The 16,907-nt window shown below is 73.0% G+C and carries 16 protein-coding genes and 2 pseudogenes; 11 read left to right on the forward strand and 7 right to left on the reverse strand.

The genetic code is table 11. From position 1 onward, the window contains the following. Positions 1 to 162 (reverse strand): annotated as a pseudogene (locus tag AB0950_RS21035) (cytochrome ubiquinol oxidase subunit I); the annotation flags it as partial. Between the two features lie 133 nt (positions 163 to 295). Between AB0950_RS21035 and AB0950_RS21040 the strand changes: the two are divergent. Both AB0950_RS21040 and AB0950_RS21045 read left to right on the forward strand, forming a co-directional pair. Further along, a pseudogene (locus AB0950_RS21040) lies at positions 296 to 799 on the forward strand (sigma-70 family RNA polymerase sigma factor); the annotation flags it as partial. 364 nt (positions 800 to 1,163) lie between these two features. Then, entirely contained in the window at positions 1,164 to 2,153 is a 990-nt protein-coding gene (locus tag AB0950_RS21045) for a CU044_5270 family protein (protein ID WP_360573114.1), read from the forward strand. A 122-nt stretch (positions 2,154 to 2,275) separates the two neighbouring features. Here the strand turns inward: AB0950_RS21045 and AB0950_RS21050 are convergent, their stop codons facing one another. Then, positions 2,276 to 2,641, reverse strand: coding sequence for a nuclear transport factor 2 family protein (locus AB0950_RS21050; protein ID WP_360156589.1), 366 nt, complete (start codon positions 2,639 to 2,641; stop codon positions 2,276 to 2,278). A gap of 245 nt (positions 2,642 to 2,886) precedes the next feature. Here AB0950_RS21050 and AB0950_RS21055 point away from each other — a divergent pair, with 245 nt between their 5' ends. The 4 genes from AB0950_RS21055 (at position 2,887) to AB0950_RS21070 (ending at position 5,863) form a co-directional block, all read left to right on the forward strand. Next, positions 2,887 to 3,189 carry a hypothetical protein gene (locus tag AB0950_RS21055; RefSeq protein ID WP_360156586.1) on the forward strand — a complete coding sequence of 101 codons (303 nt, stop codon included), beginning with the start codon at positions 2,887 to 2,889 and terminating at the stop codon, positions 3,187 to 3,189. 99 nt (positions 3,190 to 3,288) lie between these two features. Beyond that, positions 3,289 to 4,374 carry an S-(hydroxymethyl)mycothiol dehydrogenase gene (locus AB0950_RS21060; RefSeq protein WP_360573112.1) on the forward strand — a complete coding sequence of 362 codons (1,086 nt, stop codon included), beginning with the start codon at positions 3,289 to 3,291 and terminating at the stop codon, positions 4,372 to 4,374. Beyond that, complete coding sequence (locus tag AB0950_RS21065; protein WP_330336323.1) at positions 4,374 to 5,003, forward strand: MBL fold metallo-hydrolase; 630 nt, start codon at positions 4,374 to 4,376, stop codon at positions 5,001 to 5,003. Before AB0950_RS21060 ends, AB0950_RS21065 begins: the two co-directional genes overlap by 1 nt. Before the next feature lie 71 nt (positions 5,004 to 5,074). Next, positions 5,075 to 5,863 (forward strand): SDR family NAD(P)-dependent oxidoreductase, encoded by a 789-nt coding sequence (locus AB0950_RS21070; RefSeq protein WP_360573108.1) that lies wholly within the window; start codon positions 5,075 to 5,077, stop codon positions 5,861 to 5,863. A 4-nt stretch (positions 5,864 to 5,867) separates the two neighbouring features. Here the strand turns inward: AB0950_RS21070 and AB0950_RS21075 are convergent, their stop codons facing one another. Next, on the reverse strand, positions 5,868 to 7,256 hold the full coding sequence (locus tag AB0950_RS21075; RefSeq protein WP_360573106.1) for an aminotransferase class I/II-fold pyridoxal phosphate-dependent enzyme: 1,389 nt from the start codon (positions 7,254 to 7,256) through the stop codon (positions 5,868 to 5,870). 261 nt (positions 7,257 to 7,517) lie between these two features. Between AB0950_RS21075 and AB0950_RS21080 the strand changes: the two genes are divergently transcribed. Then, positions 7,518 to 8,213: a L,D-transpeptidase family protein gene (locus AB0950_RS21080; RefSeq protein WP_360156573.1), complete on the forward strand. Its 696-nt coding sequence runs from the start codon at positions 7,518 to 7,520 to the stop codon at positions 8,211 to 8,213. Between the two features lie 287 nt (positions 8,214 to 8,500). Next, positions 8,501 to 8,686: a hypothetical protein gene (locus tag AB0950_RS21085; RefSeq protein WP_153537178.1), complete on the forward strand. Its 186-nt coding sequence runs from the start codon at positions 8,501 to 8,503 to the stop codon at positions 8,684 to 8,686. Positions 8,687 to 8,760: 74 nt separating this feature from the next. On the opposite strand, the gene AB0950_RS21090 is transcribed toward AB0950_RS21085, so the two are convergent. Further along, on the reverse strand, positions 8,761 to 10,146 hold the full coding sequence (locus tag AB0950_RS21090; protein WP_366779177.1) for a S1 family peptidase: 1,386 nt from the start codon (positions 10,144 to 10,146) through the stop codon (positions 8,761 to 8,763). Positions 10,147 to 10,416: 270 nt separating this feature from the next. On the opposite strand from AB0950_RS21090, the gene AB0950_RS21095 reads away from it, so the two are divergent. Both AB0950_RS21095 and AB0950_RS21100 read left to right on the forward strand, forming a co-directional pair. After that, the gene (locus AB0950_RS21095; RefSeq protein WP_366779178.1) at positions 10,417 to 11,595 is read left to right on the forward strand and encodes an aminotransferase class I/II-fold pyridoxal phosphate-dependent enzyme; all 1,179 of its coding nucleotides are present in this window, start codon (positions 10,417 to 10,419) and stop codon (positions 11,593 to 11,595) included. A gap of 70 nt (positions 11,596 to 11,665) precedes the next feature. Further along, on the forward strand, positions 11,666 to 12,052 hold the full coding sequence (locus tag AB0950_RS21100; RefSeq protein ID WP_366779179.1) for a PPOX class F420-dependent oxidoreductase: 387 nt from the start codon (positions 11,666 to 11,668) through the stop codon (positions 12,050 to 12,052). Between the two features lie 52 nt (positions 12,053 to 12,104). On the opposite strand, the gene AB0950_RS21105 is transcribed toward AB0950_RS21100, so the two are convergent. Continuing rightward, entirely contained in the window at positions 12,105 to 12,524 is a 420-nt protein-coding gene (locus tag AB0950_RS21105; RefSeq protein WP_360156560.1) for a zinc ribbon domain-containing protein, read from the reverse strand. A gap of 171 nt (positions 12,525 to 12,695) precedes the next feature. Further along, positions 12,696 to 13,439 (reverse strand): TetR family transcriptional regulator, encoded by a 744-nt coding sequence (locus AB0950_RS21110; RefSeq protein WP_366779180.1) that lies wholly within the window; start codon positions 13,437 to 13,439, stop codon positions 12,696 to 12,698. A gap of 159 nt (positions 13,440 to 13,598) precedes the next feature. Here AB0950_RS21110 and AB0950_RS21115 point away from each other — a divergent pair, with 159 nt between their 5' ends. Then, the gene (locus AB0950_RS21115; protein WP_366779181.1) at positions 13,599 to 14,468 is read left to right on the forward strand and encodes a hypothetical protein; all 870 of its coding nucleotides are present in this window, start codon (positions 13,599 to 13,601) and stop codon (positions 14,466 to 14,468) included. On the opposite strand, the gene AB0950_RS21120 is transcribed toward AB0950_RS21115, so the two are convergent. Next, positions 14,455 to 16,872, reverse strand: coding sequence for a polysaccharide lyase 8 family protein (locus tag AB0950_RS21120; RefSeq protein WP_366779182.1), 2,418 nt, complete (start codon positions 16,870 to 16,872; stop codon positions 14,455 to 14,457). The two genes, AB0950_RS21115 and AB0950_RS21120, sit on opposite strands and share 14 nt — an antisense overlap. Positions 16,873 to 16,907 lie beyond the last annotated feature (35 nt).

The following is a 16,907-nucleotide window of genomic DNA, read 5'->3' on the forward strand; positions in this document are numbered from 1 at the left end:
GAACTGCTCGTTCGACATGATCTGCAGACCCGGCCGGGCCAGCTCGGCGCGCATGAGCAGCGCCATCACGCCACCGATCAGGAAGAACGCGAACGCGGTGACCAAATAGAGCGTTCCGATCGTCTTGTGATCGGTGGTCGTCAGCCACCGTACGGCCTTCATGCCCCTGAAGTCTCTGATCCTCTTCACGCCCCGCCTGTGTCCGCGCCCGGCCCACCGGTCACACTCGGGCGACGCGAGAAGCATCACGGAAGAAGGGTGTGACGATCCGGGCGGTGCCGGACACGAACGGAACATGAGCAACGACGAGATCTTCGCCGCTGCCTATCGCGAGCACTACTGGGCGGTCAGCCGTTATGTCGCGCGACGGCTGCCCGGGCAGAGCGACGAGGTGGAGGAAGTGGTGGCGGAGGTGTTCACGACCGCCTGGCGGCGCCGGCGCGACCTGCCGGACGCGCCGCTGCCCTGGTTGTACGGGGTGGCCCGCAACTGCCTGGCGAACGCCGTACGCGGCTACGGCCGCAGACGACGGCTGGTGGACCGGCTCGGCAACGACGACGCCGCGCACGGCCGGCACCTCGTGGACAGCCCGGACACGGAGCCGCCCGGCGCCTGGGTGCACGAGGCCCTGGACCGGCTCTCCCCGGCCGACCGGGAGATCCTGCGCCTCGCGGCCTGGGAGGAACTCGACGCCGGGCAGATCGCCGTGGTCCTCGGTTGCGGCAGACGCGCGGCGACGATGCGCCTGCACCGCGCCCGCCGCCGCCTCCGCACCGAGATAGCCCGCCTGCGCCCCACGAGCCCGGCCCCCGGCCCGACGAGCGGGCGGGGGCCGGGCCGTGAAGCACCGGAGGACGTATCGCCGCTCAGGCCCGGGCCGGGTGCCGAGGTGCCGGAGGACGTGCCGCTTCCTGGGCTTCGGTTGGGTGGCGGGGTGCCAGTGGATGTGTCGCTTACTGGGCTCCGGCCGGGCCCCGGGGTATCGGAGGATGTGCCGCTTCCCGGGCTCCGGCCGGGTGCCGGAGCGCCGGTGGATGTGCCGCTTCCCGGGCTTCGGTCGGGTGCCGGAGCACCGGAAGCCGTGCCTCGCCATGGGCACCCCACGCACGCCACACACCCCGCGACTGCCCCCGCCGACGTACCGCTGCGCAAGGACCCCCGCCATGCCTGACGAACTCGAACTCCTCCGCGACGCCAACCCGGTCCCCGCCCACGGCCCGTACTACGGCGACGGGCCGCTGGACCACCGTGCCGAGCGGCGGCTGGAGCTGCTGCTGCGCGACGAGCCCGCCCCGCGCGTCCGGCGCCGGGTGCCGCGCGCCCGGTTGCTGTGGGGTCTGGCCGCCACCGCCGTCGTGCTGGCCACCACGTTCACCGCGCTTCTCGGCGGCCCGAGCGGCCAGCCCGCATTCGCCGCGCCCCGCCCGCTGACCGTCCGGGCCCACTCCACCGCCGTACCGCTGGACCGGATGTCCCAGCTGGCCGCCGCTGCCGCCGCCGACGGTTCGCCCGGCCTGCGCAGGGGCACCCATGTGCAGTCCTGGAGTCTCGGCATGAGCGACGACAAGCCGCCCGTGACCCTGCCGGAGGAGCGCGTGGTGCGCTGGAGGGCGGACGACAGCCACACGGAACTCGTCGTGGCGACCGACCCGCGCCACCCGGGCCGTCCGGTGCTCACCGACGAGGGCGACACTCCGCGCCTGGTGGCGGACGGCCATGTGCTGAGCCGTACCACCTACCCGCCGAGCTGGAGCGACGCCCCGCCCGAGGCGCGCCCCCCACACGATCCGGCCGCCCTGCGGGCCTACCTCACCGAGACGGCCCGCACCGGCACCGGCACCCTGACCACCCCCGAACTCCTGGACGCCGTCGGGGAGTTGCTGGACTACTGGACTCTCGGGGCGCGCGAGTCGGCCGCGCTGGTGCGGGTCCTGGCGGACGCCGGGGGACTGCGCCCCGCCGGCCAGGTGACGGACCGGCTGGGGCGCCCCGGACAGGCGTACACGTACGACGCCCGGGGCGAGCGGCGCCTGCTGATCCTCGATCCGCGTACCGGCGCCGTCCTCGGTCTGGAGGCCACCGTCACCCGGGACGACCCCCGGTACGGGGTGAAGGCCGGGGACGTGATGTCGTACAGCGCCTGGATGCGCTGACCCCCGCGCACCGCTCCCGCCTCATGCACCGGCTCACCGAGGCCGGGCACGCCGCGTTCGACGCCCACGCCGCGGCGCGGGACGCGGGACACGGCGCACCGCTCTCAGGGCCGGGGGCGTGGCTACTCGTCCCAGGCCTGGATGATCAACTGGTTGGCTATCTTGCCGTCACGCAACGTGACCATCGACTCGGCCAGGACACGGGTGCCGTCGCCGTACTGGCAGGACTCGCTGAACGCGGCGTGGTCGCCCTGCACGACGCACTGGTCCAGCCGGTGCGTCATGTCGCGGCTGTAGATGTCGTGCAGCAACTGGGCGATCTCACTCCGGCCGTGCAGCACGGTGGGATGGCTGGGCTGGTGGTCGTGGTCGACGATACGGATCTCCGCGTCGTCGGCGTACAGCGACAGAAGGGTGTTGCCGGTGGTCCCTTCTATGCCGCGGCGCAGTGTCTCGATGTCGAAGGCGGAACCTGTCGTGGTGCCCATGGGTGACCTCCTTCGGGCGCCGGCGGCCCGGCGGGCGCAGGCCGCGCGCACCCCCACCCTTAGAGACTCCTCCGGCCCGACGACCCCGGCAAGCGCAGCCCCGGAGGCCCGGCGAGCCCACTCCGGCGGCCAGGGCGAGCGCGGCCCCGGCGGCCTCTGGGAAGCCCGGGCGGCGGCCTCCGCCTCACGGGTGAGCGCGGGCCGCCGCCCGTGTCCGGACACGGTGTGCGGCCGTTGCTGAGAACATGACCTCAACACGACGTATCGTCGCCGCTCTCGGTCTCGCAGCCGGGGTCACGGGCCTTGCCGCACCGCTGGCGCACGCGGCCGACACCAGTGCGCCGAACACCGGGCTGATCCACCCCATGGCCACGCTCGACTCGCTCACCGTCAGCGACATCCCGGCCCAGCACAAGACGGAGGTCCCCCGGGTCTCCGAGCAGCTGCGCGCGCTGAACCAGGTCAGCGAGCTGAACCGGCTGAGTGAGCTGCACCAGGTCACCGACCTCGCGGCGCCCGCTATGGGTCTGGTGCCGGACATCGAGTAAGCCGTCCTCCGCGAACATGACGCGCCGCTGCGGGGGTTCGTGCCACGGATCGGTCGCGCGTAGGGTCGGCGCGAAGGCAATCGAGGAAGGGGCCAGACCATGGCGCAGGAAGTACGCGGCGTGATCGCACCGGGAAAGGACCAGCCCGTACGGGTCGAGACGATCGTCGTGCCGGATCCCGGCCCCGGCGAGGCCGTGGTACGCGTCCAGGCCTGCGGTGTCTGTCATACGGATCTGCACTACAAGCAGGGCGGCATCAGCGACGACTTCCCCTTCCTCCTCGGCCATGAGGCCGCCGGTGTCGTCGAGGCGGTCGGCGAGGGGGTCACCGACGTGGCGCCCGGTGACTTCGTGATCCTCAACTGGCGTGCGGTGTGCGGAAATTGCCGGGCCTGCCTGCGCGGCCGGCCCTGGTACTGCTTCAACACCCACAACGCGAAGCAGAAGATGACCCTCACCGACGGCGCCGAGCTGTCGCCCGCCCTGGGCATCGGCGCCTTCGCCGAGAAGACCCTCGTGGCGGCGGGCCAGTGCACCAAGGTCGACCCGGCCGTCTCCCCGGCGGTCGCCGGGCTGCTGGGCTGCGGGGTGATGGCCGGTATCGGCGCCGCCATCAACACGGGGAACGTCGGCCGGGGCGACTCCGTCGCCGTGATCGGCTGCGGCGGCGTCGGGTGCGCGGCCGTGGCCGGGTCCCGTCTCGCCGGCGCGGCGAAGATCATCGCCGTGGACATCGACGACCGCAAGCTGGAGACCGCCAGGAAGCTGGGCGCCACGCACACCGTCAACTCCAAGGACACGGACCCCGTCGAGGTGATCCGCGAGCTGACCGGTGGGTTCGGCGCCGACGTCGTCATCGAGGCCGTCGGCCGCCCCGAGACGTACGAACAGGCCTTCTACGCCCGCGACCTCGCCGGCACCGTCGTCCTGGTCGGCGTGCCCACGCCCGAGATGAAGCTCGACCTGCCCCTCCTGGACGTCTTCGGCCGCGGCGGCGCCCTGAAGTCGTCCTGGTACGGCGACTGCCTGCCCTCCCGCGACTTCCCCATGCTGATCGACCTGCACCTCCAGGGCCGGCTGCCGCTCGACGCGTTCGTCACCGAGACCATTCAACTGGACGAGGTGGAGAAGGCGTTCGAGCGGATGCACCACGGTGACGTGCTCCGCTCGGTGGTGGTGTTCTGATGACCGTGCGCATCGAACGCCTCGTCACCAGCGGGCAGTTCACCCTCGACGGCGGCACCTGGGACGTCGAGAACAACGTGTGGATCGTCGGCGACGAACGGGAGGTGATCGTCATCGACGCCGCCCACGACGCCGAGGCCATCGCCCGCGCCGTCGACGACCGTCGGCTGACCGCCATCGTGTGCACCCACGCCCACAACGACCACGTCAACGCCGCACCCGAACTCGCCGAGCGCACCGGCGCGACCATCTGGCTGCACCCGGACGACCTGCCGCTGTGGAAGATGACCCACCCGCACCGCGACCCCGACCGGCACCTGCTGGACGGCCAGGTCATCGAGGCGGCCGGCGCCGACCTGACCGTGATCCACACCCCGGGACACGCCCCCGGCGCGGTCTGCCTGTACGACCCGGCGCTCGGCACCGTCTTCACCGGGGACACCCTCTTCCAGGGCGGGCCGGGCGCCACCGGACGCACCTACTCCCACTTCCCGACGATCATCGAGTCCATCCGCGACAGGCTCCTCACCCTGCCGCCGGAGACGAAGGTCCTCACCGGCCACGGCGACCCCACCACCATCGGCGCCGAGGCACCGCACCTGGAGGAGTGGATCAGGCGCGGACACTGAGGCCGCCGCCGACCGTACGGACCGACACCGATACCGGTGAAAGAACGCCCGCCGGGCCGTACGGTCACCGCATGACCGATCACACTCGCTTCGCGGAACACGGAGTTCTCGTCACGGGCGCGGCCCGCGGCATCGGCGCCGCCGTCGCACGCAGGATCGCCGAGGAGGGCGGACGGGTCCTGGTCACCGACCGGGACCTGCCCGAGGCCGAGCGAACCGCCGCGGACCTGCGCCGACAGGGGCTAGCCGCCGAGGCGTTGGCGTGCGAGGTCGCCGACCGCGCCTCGGTGGAGGCGGCCGTCGCCCACGCCGTCGCCGCGTTCGGCTCGCTCGACGTCCTGGTCAACTGCGCCGCCCACTGCACCCCGGACGCCCCGCTCTTCGAGGACGACCCCGACGAGGCCTGGGCGCTCGACCTCGACGTCACCCTCACCGGCGCCTACCGCTGCTGCCGTGCCGCCCTGCCCCACCTCGCCGCCTCCGGACGCGGCGCGATCGTCGGCATCGGTTCCGTCAACGGGCTGCAGGACTTCGGCAACCACGCCTACAGCGCCGCCAAGGCCGGCCTCGGCTCGCTCACCCGCACCCTCGCCGGGCACGCGGCGGCCCGGGGCGTGCGGGTGAACCTCGTGGTGCCGGGCACCGTCCGCACCTCGGCGTGGGAGGGCCGCGACGCCGAGCTCGAAGCCCTCCGTGACCTGTATCCGCTCGGCCGGGTCGGCGAGCCCGAGGACATCGCCGCCGCGGTCGCCTTCCTCGCCTCCCGCGACGCCGCCTGGATCACCGGCGCCACGCTGGTCGTCGACGGCGGCCTCACCGCGGTCAACACCGGCTTCCACACGGCCCTGCGACGCCCCTGAGCCGTCAGCCCGAGGCCGCCGCCAGCGCTCGGAGCACCCGCTCGGTGTCGGCCTCGGTGGTGCGCCAGTTGCTGAACGCGGCCCGCAGCCCGGGCACCCCGCCGTACACCGTCGGCGTCACATACGTCTCGCCGGATGCGGCCACCGCACGGGCCAGCGCGTCGACCCGCTCCTGGGTGGGGTGCTCGGCGAGGGTGAAGCAGACGACGTTCAGCCGCACCGGCGCCAGCAGGCGCAGGCCCGGCAGCGCCTCGACGCCCGCGCCCAGCCGGCGGGCCAGCGCCACGTTCCGCTCGACGATCTCCCGGTGCCCGGCGCGTCCGTAGGCCGCCAGCGAGAACCACGCGGGCAGGGCGCGCAGCCGCCGCGAGTTCTCCGGGGTCAGATGCAGGAAGTCGGGCTCGCCGGCCGGCACGCCCAGATAGGGGGAGGCGTTGTGGAACACCTTCACCTGCAGATCGCGGCGCCGGGTGAACTGCACGGCCGCGTCGTAGGGGACGTTGAGCCACTTGTGCAGGTCCACGCAGACCGAGTCGGCGGCGTCGAGACCGTCGACCAGCGCGGAATACTCCGGAGAGAGCGCGGCGAAGCCGCCGAACGCGGCATCGACGTGCAGCCAGAAGTCGTAGGCGTCCTTCAGGGCGGCGATCGCCCGCAGGTCGTCGAAGTCGACGGTGTTCACGGTGCCGGCGTTCGCCACGACGATCGCCGGCCTGCCGTGCAGCTCCGCGAGGGCGGACTCCAGCGCGGCCACGTCCACGGCCTCCCGGTCGCCGGGCAGCAGCGGCACCTTCCGCAGCCGGTCACGGCCGATGCCCAGGACCGACATCGCCTTGGCCACGCTGGAGTGCGGGCTGCCGGAGAGCACGTCGACCGGCCCCAGCGCGGCCGCGCCCGCCCGGGAGACGTCCACCCCCAGCCGCTCGCCCAGCCACTCCCGGCCGATCGCCAGCCCGACCGTGTTGGACACGGTCGCCCCCGTCACGAACGCCCCGCTGTGCGCCTCGCCCAGCCCGAACAGCTCGCGCAGCCAGCCGAGCGTCTCCCGCTCCAGCTCCTGCGCCCACGAACCGCCGGCGCCGGACAGGTTCTGGTCGAACACGGACGTCAGCCAGTCCCCGGCGACCGACGCGGGCGTCGCGCCCCCGGTGACGAAGCCCAGATAACGCGGCCCGGCGGAACCGGAGAACCCCGGCGCCCACCGCTCACCGAACCACCCGAGCGCCGCCTCCGCGCCCACACCCTCCTCGGGCAACCCAGCCGGCCCGGGCGCCGCCCCGCCGACGGCAACCGGCCGCTGGTCCAGGCCCACCGCCTCCCGGGCGGCGAAGTCGCGGGCGGACTGGAGGAGTTCGGGGAATTGGGCGAGGTCGCCGGCGAGGGTCGGGTGCATGTACGGCAGCGTAGAGCGGTCAGGGAGCCGTGGGCCCGGTCCAATACGGGGCAACTGGACTGGACGCCGTGGGCGGCCGTCGCCAGGGCGGCCCACGGACGAGGTCGGCGGCACCGCGCCCCCTGGTTCACCGTTTCGTCACAGTCTGACCGGAACCACAACCCCCGGGCGCCCGCGCAGGTCTAGGAGTGCGAGAACGCGGGAATCGCGCAGGGGAGCACCCGGGGCAGGCCCCGGGCGGGATGGGGAGAAGGGGTTCACATGGGGGACATACGCAGACGGGGTGTCGTCGTGCTGGCGGTCACGGGGCTGGTGGCGCCGCTCACGCTCGCCCTCACCGCGGCGCCGGCCCAGGCCGCGAGCTGCACCACGCAGACGGGGCCGTACCAGAAGCAGGTGGAGAAGTTCCTCGGCCGGCCGGTCGACGGCAAGCAGTCCGCGGCCGACTGCAAGGCCATCAAGGCGTTCCAGGACAAACACGGCATCACGCCCGACATCGGCTACGCCGGCCCCGTCACCTGGGGTGTGATGGATCTCATGAACCAGCAGAAGGCCGTGGGGAGCGACCCCAACAAGGCCGGCGCGTGCCCGGTGAACAAGGGCCGGATCGCCTGTGTGAACCTCACGCTCCAGCTGAGCTGGGTCCAGGACGGCAAGAAGCTCGTCTACGGACCGGTGCCCGTGCGCACCGGCCGCAAGGGGTACACGACCCGCACGGGCCTGAAGAAGATCTACTGGCGGGACATCGACCACGTCTCCAGCATCTACAACGTGCCGATGCCCTACAGCCAGTTCTTCGACGGCGGGCAGGCCTTCCACTCGGTCAACCTGAGCATGTGGAACCCGCCGGGCTCGCACGGCTGCGTCAACATGACGACCAAGGACGCCAAGGCGTACTGGTCCCTGCTGAAGAACGGCGACGACGTCTTCGTCTACGGCCGCAAGCCGGGCACCTGAGCCGCCGCCCCGCCCCCGCCGCCACACCGGCTTGGTGTGGCGGCGGGGGCGGCCTCGCCATGAAAGTCGCCCCGGGCCTATCCTTCTCGGCGGCGAGAGCGCCGGCACTGGGGGATGTGACCGGGAACACGGTGCACGAGACGATCCGCGCCCGCCGGCACCCCGCATCAGCCGGCCGCCCGGGGTGAACTCCCGTCTGGTGCTTGACACATCGACGTGATGAGCACCACGTCCGTAATGTCCGTATGAAGTGCAGTTACTCACAGCGCCTTCACCTCGATCGGCATATGCTTCACAGCATGTCCACCACTGTTGAAGCCGCTCCCGAGCGTTCGGCCGCGGAGGTCAACGAGGAGATCAGGGCCCTGTGGCGCCGGTCGGGCGGGACACTGACCACCGAGCAGCGCGCCGAGTACCAGCGCCTCGTGATGGAGTGGGCCGCCGCGACCCCGCGATCGCAGCGGGCCGCCTGACCGGCCTCGCGCGGACCGCGCCGAACCCTCTAGGGCACCCGTGAGCACGGGTGCCCTTCGTATGTCCCCGTACCTCAGCCCCAGGTCGCCGAGTAGTGCCGCTGATAGGCCTTGCGGTCCTGCTCGGCCCGTATGTAGCGGGTCGCGACGAGCGCGATCAGACTGCCCGCGATGACCAGCAGCCCGGGACCGACGTTCCGGGTGTCCGTCAGCCGTGCCAGCAGCGTCCGCCCCGTGGCGCCGGTCACCGCCGCCGAGGACCCCGGCGACGCCGCGTTCGGCGCCATCGCACCCTGGGCGGTCGAGGCGGAGGGCGCGGGGGAGGCGCCCGGGGCGCCGGCGCCGGCGTTCTGCGCCGACACGATCAGCTTGACGTTCAGCGCCGACAGCGCCCGCGTCACCGGCTGGAAGAACGTCGTCCCGCCCGTGGTGCAGTCGCCGTTGCCGCCCGAGGTCACGCCGAGCGCGATCCCGTCGGAGAACAGCGGCCCGCCGCTGTCGCCGGGCTCGGCGCACACCGTGGTCTGGATGAGCCCGGTGACCGTGCCCTCCGGATAGTTGACGGTCGCGTTCAGCGCGGTGACCGTTCCGTCGTGCAGGCCGCTGGTGCTGCCGCTGCGGAACACCCGCTGCCCCACCGCCGCGTCGGCGAGGCCCGTGATCCGCACCCCGTTGCCGCCGCCGATCGCGACGACGTCGGCGCCGTCACCGGCCTTGCCGGAGGCGTACTGCACGAGTGAGAAGTCGTTGCCGGGGAAGGTACTGCTCACCGTCCTGCCGAGCTGCCGGCCGGCCTGGTCGTCGGCGAACCAGATGGATCCCGCGGGACCGCAGTGACCGGCCGTGAGGATGAAGTCGCTGCGCCCGTCGGTCACATTGAACCCGGCCGAACAGCGGCCGCCGGTCGACAGGATCGGCTGGGCGCCGTTCAGCCGCGTGGTGAACGTGCCCTTCGTCCGCTCCATCCGCACGAAGCTCCCGATCCGCGCCGCCGCATGGCTCATCCTGGACCAGTCGCCCGCGGACACCGTGCTGTCCGCGCTGACCACGACCTCGTTGGTGCGGTAGTCCACCGCCCACGCGGTGCCCGCCACCCGCGGAGCCGAACGCAGCGCGGCCGTCGCCGACTTCAGCTCGTTCATGCTGTGCTGGACGACCTTCGCCTCGGCCCCCGCGCGCCGTACCTCACGGGCCGCCGCCTCGTCGGTCACCGCGACGACCGGCCGCCCGTCCGCGCCGATCCAGTCGCCCGCCGTGCGTGCCGTGCCGAGCCGCGCCACCAGCGCGGCCCCCGTCTCCCCGGCCCCGGTCCCGGACGCGGAGGCGAGCGGTCTGGCGGCGGCCGGGGGTGGCTCGCTCGCCATCGCCGCCTGGGTGACCATCGCGCCGCCCAGAAGGAGTCCGGCGACCGCCGTCAGGCGGGTCACCCGCCGGACGATCCGTCGTCGTGCGTGCCGCATGCGGGGCTCCCGAAGCCGAACCGAACGCGCGCCGCCCGTTCCGGCGGCGCGAGGCCCCGCCTCGTCCAGGGCCCGCACCTCCATACGCGGCCGACGGGCGCGGCGTTCAGGACACCCCGGCAGCGGGGTGCGGTCGACGTATCGGGTCCCCGGCCGCGCCCGACGGAAGATCCCCGCAACAGGCGGCCCGAACGCCCGAGTCGATCTTCGGCGCACCAGCCGGTGGTACGGGCGTTCCACCGGCTCCGCCGCGCTCCTATCGTGATCCTCATGACCGACATCCCGCACGTCACGCCCGGTGAACCCGGCCCGCTGCACGCGCTCGGCCTGGAGCAGCTGCGCCGCCGTACAAGCATGAAATGGCGCACCTACCCCGAGGACGTACTGCCGCTGTGGGTGGCCGAGATGGACGTCCCGCTCGCCGGACCCGTCGTCCGCGCGGTGACCGACGCGCTGGCCCTCGGCGACACCGGATACCCCGCGGGCACCGCCTACGCCGAGGCCCTGGCCGCCTTCGCCGCCGACCGCTGGAACTGGGACGGGATCGCCGTCGAGCGCACCGCGATCGTTCCGGACGTGATGCTCGGCGTGGTCGAGATGATCAAACTGGTCACCGGGCCCGGAGATCCGGTGGTCGTCAATCCGCCGGTGTATCCGCCGTTCTTCCAGTTCGTCACCCACATGGACCGCCGGGTGATCGAAGCCCCCCTCGGCGCCGACCAGCGCCTCGACCTCGCCGCCCTGGAGCAGGCGTTCCGCGAGGCGAGCGCCGGGTCCGGGCGCGCCGCCTTCCTGCTGTGCAGCCCGCACAACCCCACCGGCACCGTGCACACCGCCGGTGAACTGGCCGCCGTCGCCGCCCTCGCCGAGCGGTACGGCGTCCGGGTCGTCGCCGACGAGATCCACGCCCCGCTCGTCGCCCCGGGCACCGCCTTCGTGCCGTATCTGAGCGTGCCCGGCGCCGAGCGCGGCCTGTCGCTGATGTCGGCCTCCAAGGGCTGGAACCTGGCCGGTCTCAAGGCCGCCCTCGCCCTCGCCGGCCCCGAGGCGGCGCCCGACCTCGGCCGGCTCCCCGACGAGGTGAGCCACGGCCCCAGCCACGTCGGCGTCATTGCGCACACCGCCGCCCTGCGCGAGGCCACGGACTGGCTGGACGCCCTGCTCGCCGGGCTGCAGGCCAACCGGCGCCTGCTCACCGGCCTGCTCGCCGAGCACCTGCCCGCGATCCGCCCGTACCCCGCCGAGGCCACCTATCTGGCCTGGCTCGACTGCCGCGCCCTCGGCCTCGGCGACGATCCCGCCCAGGTCTTCCTCGACCGCGGCCGGGTCGCGCTCAGTTCGGGCCTGCCCTTCGGCACCGGCGGCGCCGGGCACGTACGGCTGAATCTGGCGACCTCGCCCGAGATCCTCACCGAAGGGGTACGGCGCATGGCGGCGGCCCTGAAGTGACCGGGCGGATCCGGTGAACACCGCGACCGAGCCGGTCTGCCGAGCGGCGCGGCCTCCTAGACTGCCCGGCATGGACGACACGCGGCTGGACCGGCTCGGCTCCGGCAAGTACCTGCTGGTGACCAGCTACCGCAAGAACGGCACCCCGGTCGCCACCCCCGTGTGGGTGGTCCGCGACGGTGACAGCCTCGGTGTCTGGACGGCCGCCGACAGCTTCAAGGTCAAGCGGATCCGCCGTCGCGCGGACGTCCTGGTCGGCCCCTGTGACCTGCGCGGCAACCCCACCGGCGACCAGGTCCCGGCCACCGCGGAGATCGCCGACGCCGCCACCACCGCAGGCTACCGGGACCTCGTCGCCCGCAAGTACGGCATCCTCGGCCGCCTCACCCTGCTGGGCAGCCGGCTGCGCCGCGGACCGGACGGCACGGTGGGAATCCGCGTGACGCTCGCGGACTGAGGGCCACCAGGACCTGCCCACCGTCGTTCCGTCCCGGGGGTCCGGCGCGCCGTCAGGTCCAGGCGCCCCGGTACGGCTCGTCCAGCAGCTGGAAGACGGGCTCGCCGCGCACCGGGTCCTGGGCGGTGGACAGCCGGACGCGGTCGCCGCTGTGGATGCCGATCGGCGGGCCCATGACCCGGCCCCGTACGACGAACCCCTCGGCCATCTCGATCAGCGACACGTTGCGTGCCGCGGGCGTGTTGCGGTGCACCACGGTGGAGTGCCGGACCGTGCCGACGCCCTCGCTGCGCTCCGTGCGCAGCTCGCTGCCCTGGCACACCGGACACAGCAGCCGGTGGTACATCGCGGTGCCGCACCAGGTGCAGCGCTGGAAGACGAGGGCGTCCCTGGAGTCCGCGGAAACGGGGTCGAGGACACCCGCCGCGGAGCCGGCCGCCGGATGCGATGCGTTTGCTGAGTAGTGGTACACGCTGGTCAACTCCCTGCGCTCGGCCGGAATCCCGCGTGTCCGGCGCGCACCGGGCACACGCGTGCGCGGCGGCGGTGCCACCGTGCACGGCGACAGAGTATGGCACTGAGTGTCACACGTAAAGGCACTGCGTACCCCCAATCTGCGACGGCGGGGGTACCGGGCGGGGTGTCAGGCGCGCCCGAGGGCCGCTTCCAGCTCCTGCACCACGCGCCACAGCGGCGCGTCCCGGCGGGAGACGAGCACCACCACGTCGTCGGGACGGTCGCCTTCCCCGCCCGGCAGCGGATGGATGCGGACGGGCGGCGCGGCGGGCCCGGCGGCGGCCCCGAACTCCCGCTGCACATACCCGAGAGCGCGGTCCACGGCGGCGCCCGCGTCGCCCACGCCGTCCGAACGCAGCCACGAGCGCAGGGCGTTGTTGTGCGCGGCCACGACCGCCGCGGCGACGACGTCCGCCCGCAGCGTCCCGTCGGGCCGGCCCGCGAACCGGCCGCGCAGGTACTCGGCGAGCGCGCGCTCGTAGCGCCACACCACCGACAGCTCATAGGCCCGCAGTCCCGGCACCTTCTTGGTGAGGCGGTAGCGCTGCACGGAGAACGTCGGGTTCTCCGCGTACATCCGCAGCACCAGCCGGGCCGCGTCGCACACCCGCCGCACCGGCTCGTGCTCCTCGTCGCTCGCGGCGAGGAAGGCGGTCATGTCGGCCAGGCAGCGTTCGTGGTCGGGGAAGACCACGTCCTCCTTGGAGGGGAAGTAGCGGAAGAACGAACGCCGGCCGACCCCGGCCAGGGCCACGATGTCGTCCACGGTGGTCTGCTCGTATCCGCGTTCCAGGAAGAGCCGGAAGGCCGCCGAGACGAGGGCCTCCCGCATCGAGGGCTTCGCGACCGGCGCCGCGCTGCTGGAGCTCATGAAGGGGAACGTAGCACCCGGACGGCGACTGTGACACTCAGTGCAGCACGGGTGGGTGAGCGGGGGAACTGAGTGCTTGCGCACCCGCTCCTCGTACCCTTTCCCCACCCACCGCCGGCGCGCCCCCGCCGCCCGGCCGCACCCCGGAGGAGACCCCGTATGCCCGCCGCCCGCCCCCGCCTGCTCTACGTCACCGACCTGGCGTACGAGGCCCGCGGGCGCCGCTACTGCGACGAGGACGTCTTCCTCACCTCCCGGCTCCGCGCCCGCTTCGACCTCGCGCTGTGCCACCCGCTGGACGCCGAGGCGCTGATGGACGGCTTCGACGCCGTGGTGGTCCGCAACAGCGGGCCCGTCCTCGGCTACCAGCGCGCCTACGAGGCCTTCCGCGCGCGGGCGCTCGCCACCGGAGCCCGCGTCTACAACCCGCTCACCGGCAAGGCGGACATGGCGGGCAAGCAGTACCTGCTCGACCTGAGCGCCGCCGGCTTCCCCGTCATACCGACCGTCGGCCGCGCCGAGGACCTGGGCCTGCTGCCGGCCGCCGAACGCTACGTCGTCAAGCCCCTGCTCGGCGCCGACTCGCTCGGCCTGCGGATCGTCCCCGCCGGCCAGGTCGCCGCGCACGCCACCGGCGACGTCCTGATACAGCCCCGTGTCGACTTCGCCCACGAGGTGTCCTTCTACTTCGTCGACGACGACTTCCAGTACGCCCTGTACGCCCCCGACCCGCAGCGCCGCTGGGAGCTGAGACCGTATGCGGCCACCGCCGCCGACCTGGAGTTCGCCCGGCGCTTCGTCGACTGGAACGACCTCGGCCACGGCATCCAGCGCGTCGACGCCTGCCGCACCCGCGACGGCGGCCTGCTGCTGGTCGAACTGGAGGACCTGAACCCCTACCTGTCCCTCCAGGCCCTCCCGGAGGAGGCCAGGGACGCCTTCGTGGCCGCGTTCACGGCGTCCCTGGACCGGTTCGTGGAGGGAGCGCGGGGAGCACGGGGAGGGCGGGAAGCGCTCAGCCCAGCCTGACGGTGACCCGCTGGGTGGCCCCGGCCGTGCCCGTGAGATCGCCGAAGTCCAGCCTCAGCGCGGAGCCGGTGGCCGCCGAGGCGAGCGTGGCGGGCGCGGACGTCACCGCGGTGACCGCCCGCCGCCAGGTCAGGGTGAGACGCGTGCGCATCCGCATCGGATCGCTCACCGCGATCACCGCGGTGCCGTCCTCGCTCTCACTGATCATCACGCAGCACGGGTCGCTCGCGGTGAGCGTTCCGACCGTTCCGCCGGACCAGAAGTTCACCCCGGTGAAGCCGAGCGAGCGCACCGACACGCCCTGCCCGCTGCCGGTGTTGGCCGGCACGGTGAGCCAGTTCGGGTCCGCCGCCCGCGCCCGCGTACGGGCGGCGGTGGCGCCGGGCAGCAGCTGGTAGGCGTACGAGGCGTTCACCGGGTCGGTGCCGTGATCGACGTACAGCGTCAGGTACGTGCGGTTCAGCACGGTGGTCGAGCCGCCCTTGTTGATCGTGCTCCAGCTGCCGTCGCGCGCGTCGCGCAGCGCCCGCACCGTCGCCCCGCCCGGGAAGACATAGCCGCCGTGCCCTCCGATGTGCGCCCACCTCGCCCCGGCGAGCGTCGCCGACCAGGGGTACGTGGCGGGCTGGACCGTGCCGTCGACGGTGAAGGGGGCGCCTCCGGTGGGGCCGAGGTTGCGGTTCTCCACGGTCGTCTCCACCGCCGTACCGTCGCCGCAGGTGATGCCCGCGCCGAGACAGACCACCGTGTCGTCCAGGAAGAACCACGACTTCTTCGCCACCAGCGTCGACTGCAGGCCCTTCAGGTGCTGCCCGACGGCCGCGCGCCGCCCGTCCGTCGCGCCGCCCACCCAGTCCGCGTCCGGCTTCGCAGCGCCCCAGTCGCCGCCTGCCCCGTCCGCCAGCACCTTGCGCGAGACGGTCGTACCGGGCAGCCGGCAGGGGTCGACGGTGGGCCAGAAGGCGTCGCTGTACTGGCCGTTGGCGAAGGCGTCGCCCCACCAGTAGAGCATCCCGGCGCCGGTGTGCCAGCCGCGCAGGTTCTCGCCGTTGCCCGTCTCGTAGTACGTGATCCGCTTGTCCGCCATGCTCAGAGCGGCCGCCCAGCCCGGTCCGCGATGGACGGCCCGTGCCATGGAGGGGAACAGCCGGTGCCCGGCCGGCTCGGGGACCGGCGTCACCGACGCGTCGTCCGCGACCCTCTGGAGCCGGGCCAGATGCGGCAGGCTCAGCACCGGATCGGCGAGCGGCGGGCTGTAGTAGTCGCGCTCCACCCAGCCCTTCACCAGGGCGCGCCAGCGGGCGTTCTCGGCCGCGCTCGCCCCCTGCCCGAGCAGCACGATCGAGGCCAGGACCGGATGGCCGCGCAGATGGTCGTCCTGCTGGATCCGCTCCGGGTCCGCCGCCGCGAGCCCCCGGCTGATCGCCCGGCCCGCGACGCAGTCCATCACCAGGCCGTTGTGGAGGAACGGCGCCCAGGCGTGCTCCACCGCGTCGAACACGATCTGCCGGCCCGGGTCCGTCACCTCCCAGCGGGACCCCGCCAGCAGCGCGAACAGCAGGCCCAGTCCGCCGAGCATGACCGAGCCGTACGAGCCGGTGTACGGCACCGTGGTGTGCTGGATGAACGAACCGTCGGCGTACAGGCCGTCGCCGGAGGTGACGTACGGGAACACGGGGGAGAGGGCGTCGCGGGCCAGCGCCACCTTGGCCGCGCCCGCCCCGGCGATCCCGCGCAGCGCCAGCACCCGGCACAGGTCGACCCGGTTGGCGCCCGTGCTCGTCCCGCTGTAGCTCGCCACCGCCGAGTCGGGCACGAAGTGGTCCACGGCGGCGAGGTAGTTCGCGATCTGCCCGGCCGACAGGGCGTCGTACATCAGCACGCACGCGTCCAGCAGCGCCTGGGGTGCGCCGATCTGCCAGCTGTACCAGTTGCCGTAGCGGACCTGGCCCGCGTGGTAGACGTCGTCGTGCAGGTGGTCCAGGCCCGTGACGATCGCGTCCCGCAGATCCGTGTCGCCGCTCAGGCCGGTGCCGGGCTGGCAGTAGGCCTGCGCCATCGTGCTCAGCCGGGTGTAACTGGTGTTCATGTTGCCCGAGTAGCCGTACGACTCCTGGTCGGTGTCCGGATCCGGGTCGGCGTAGACCAGGTCGGGCCACAGGGAGCCGGCGGCGGGGGCCATCGTCGTCCGGTACCGGTTCGCCGTCGTCCCCAGGTCGGCGAGTCTGCTCGTGAAGGGCTCGGCGGCGGGGTCGAATCCCTCGCCGAGGATCAGGGTCCGCCATCTCGCGCGGAGCGTCGCGAACTCGTCCGGCGCCGCGAACACAGGGGTGCCGAGACCGAGGGTGACAGCGGATCCCGAACAGACGGTCAGAAAGCCACGGCGTGACCAAGGAGTCGTCATGAAGGCGCTTTCTAGCGCCCGCTTTGTCAAACACT

Source organism: Streptomyces sp. NPDC007189 (assembly GCF_040703635.1).
GTDB lineage: Bacteria > Actinomycetota > Actinomycetes > Streptomycetales > Streptomycetaceae > Streptomyces.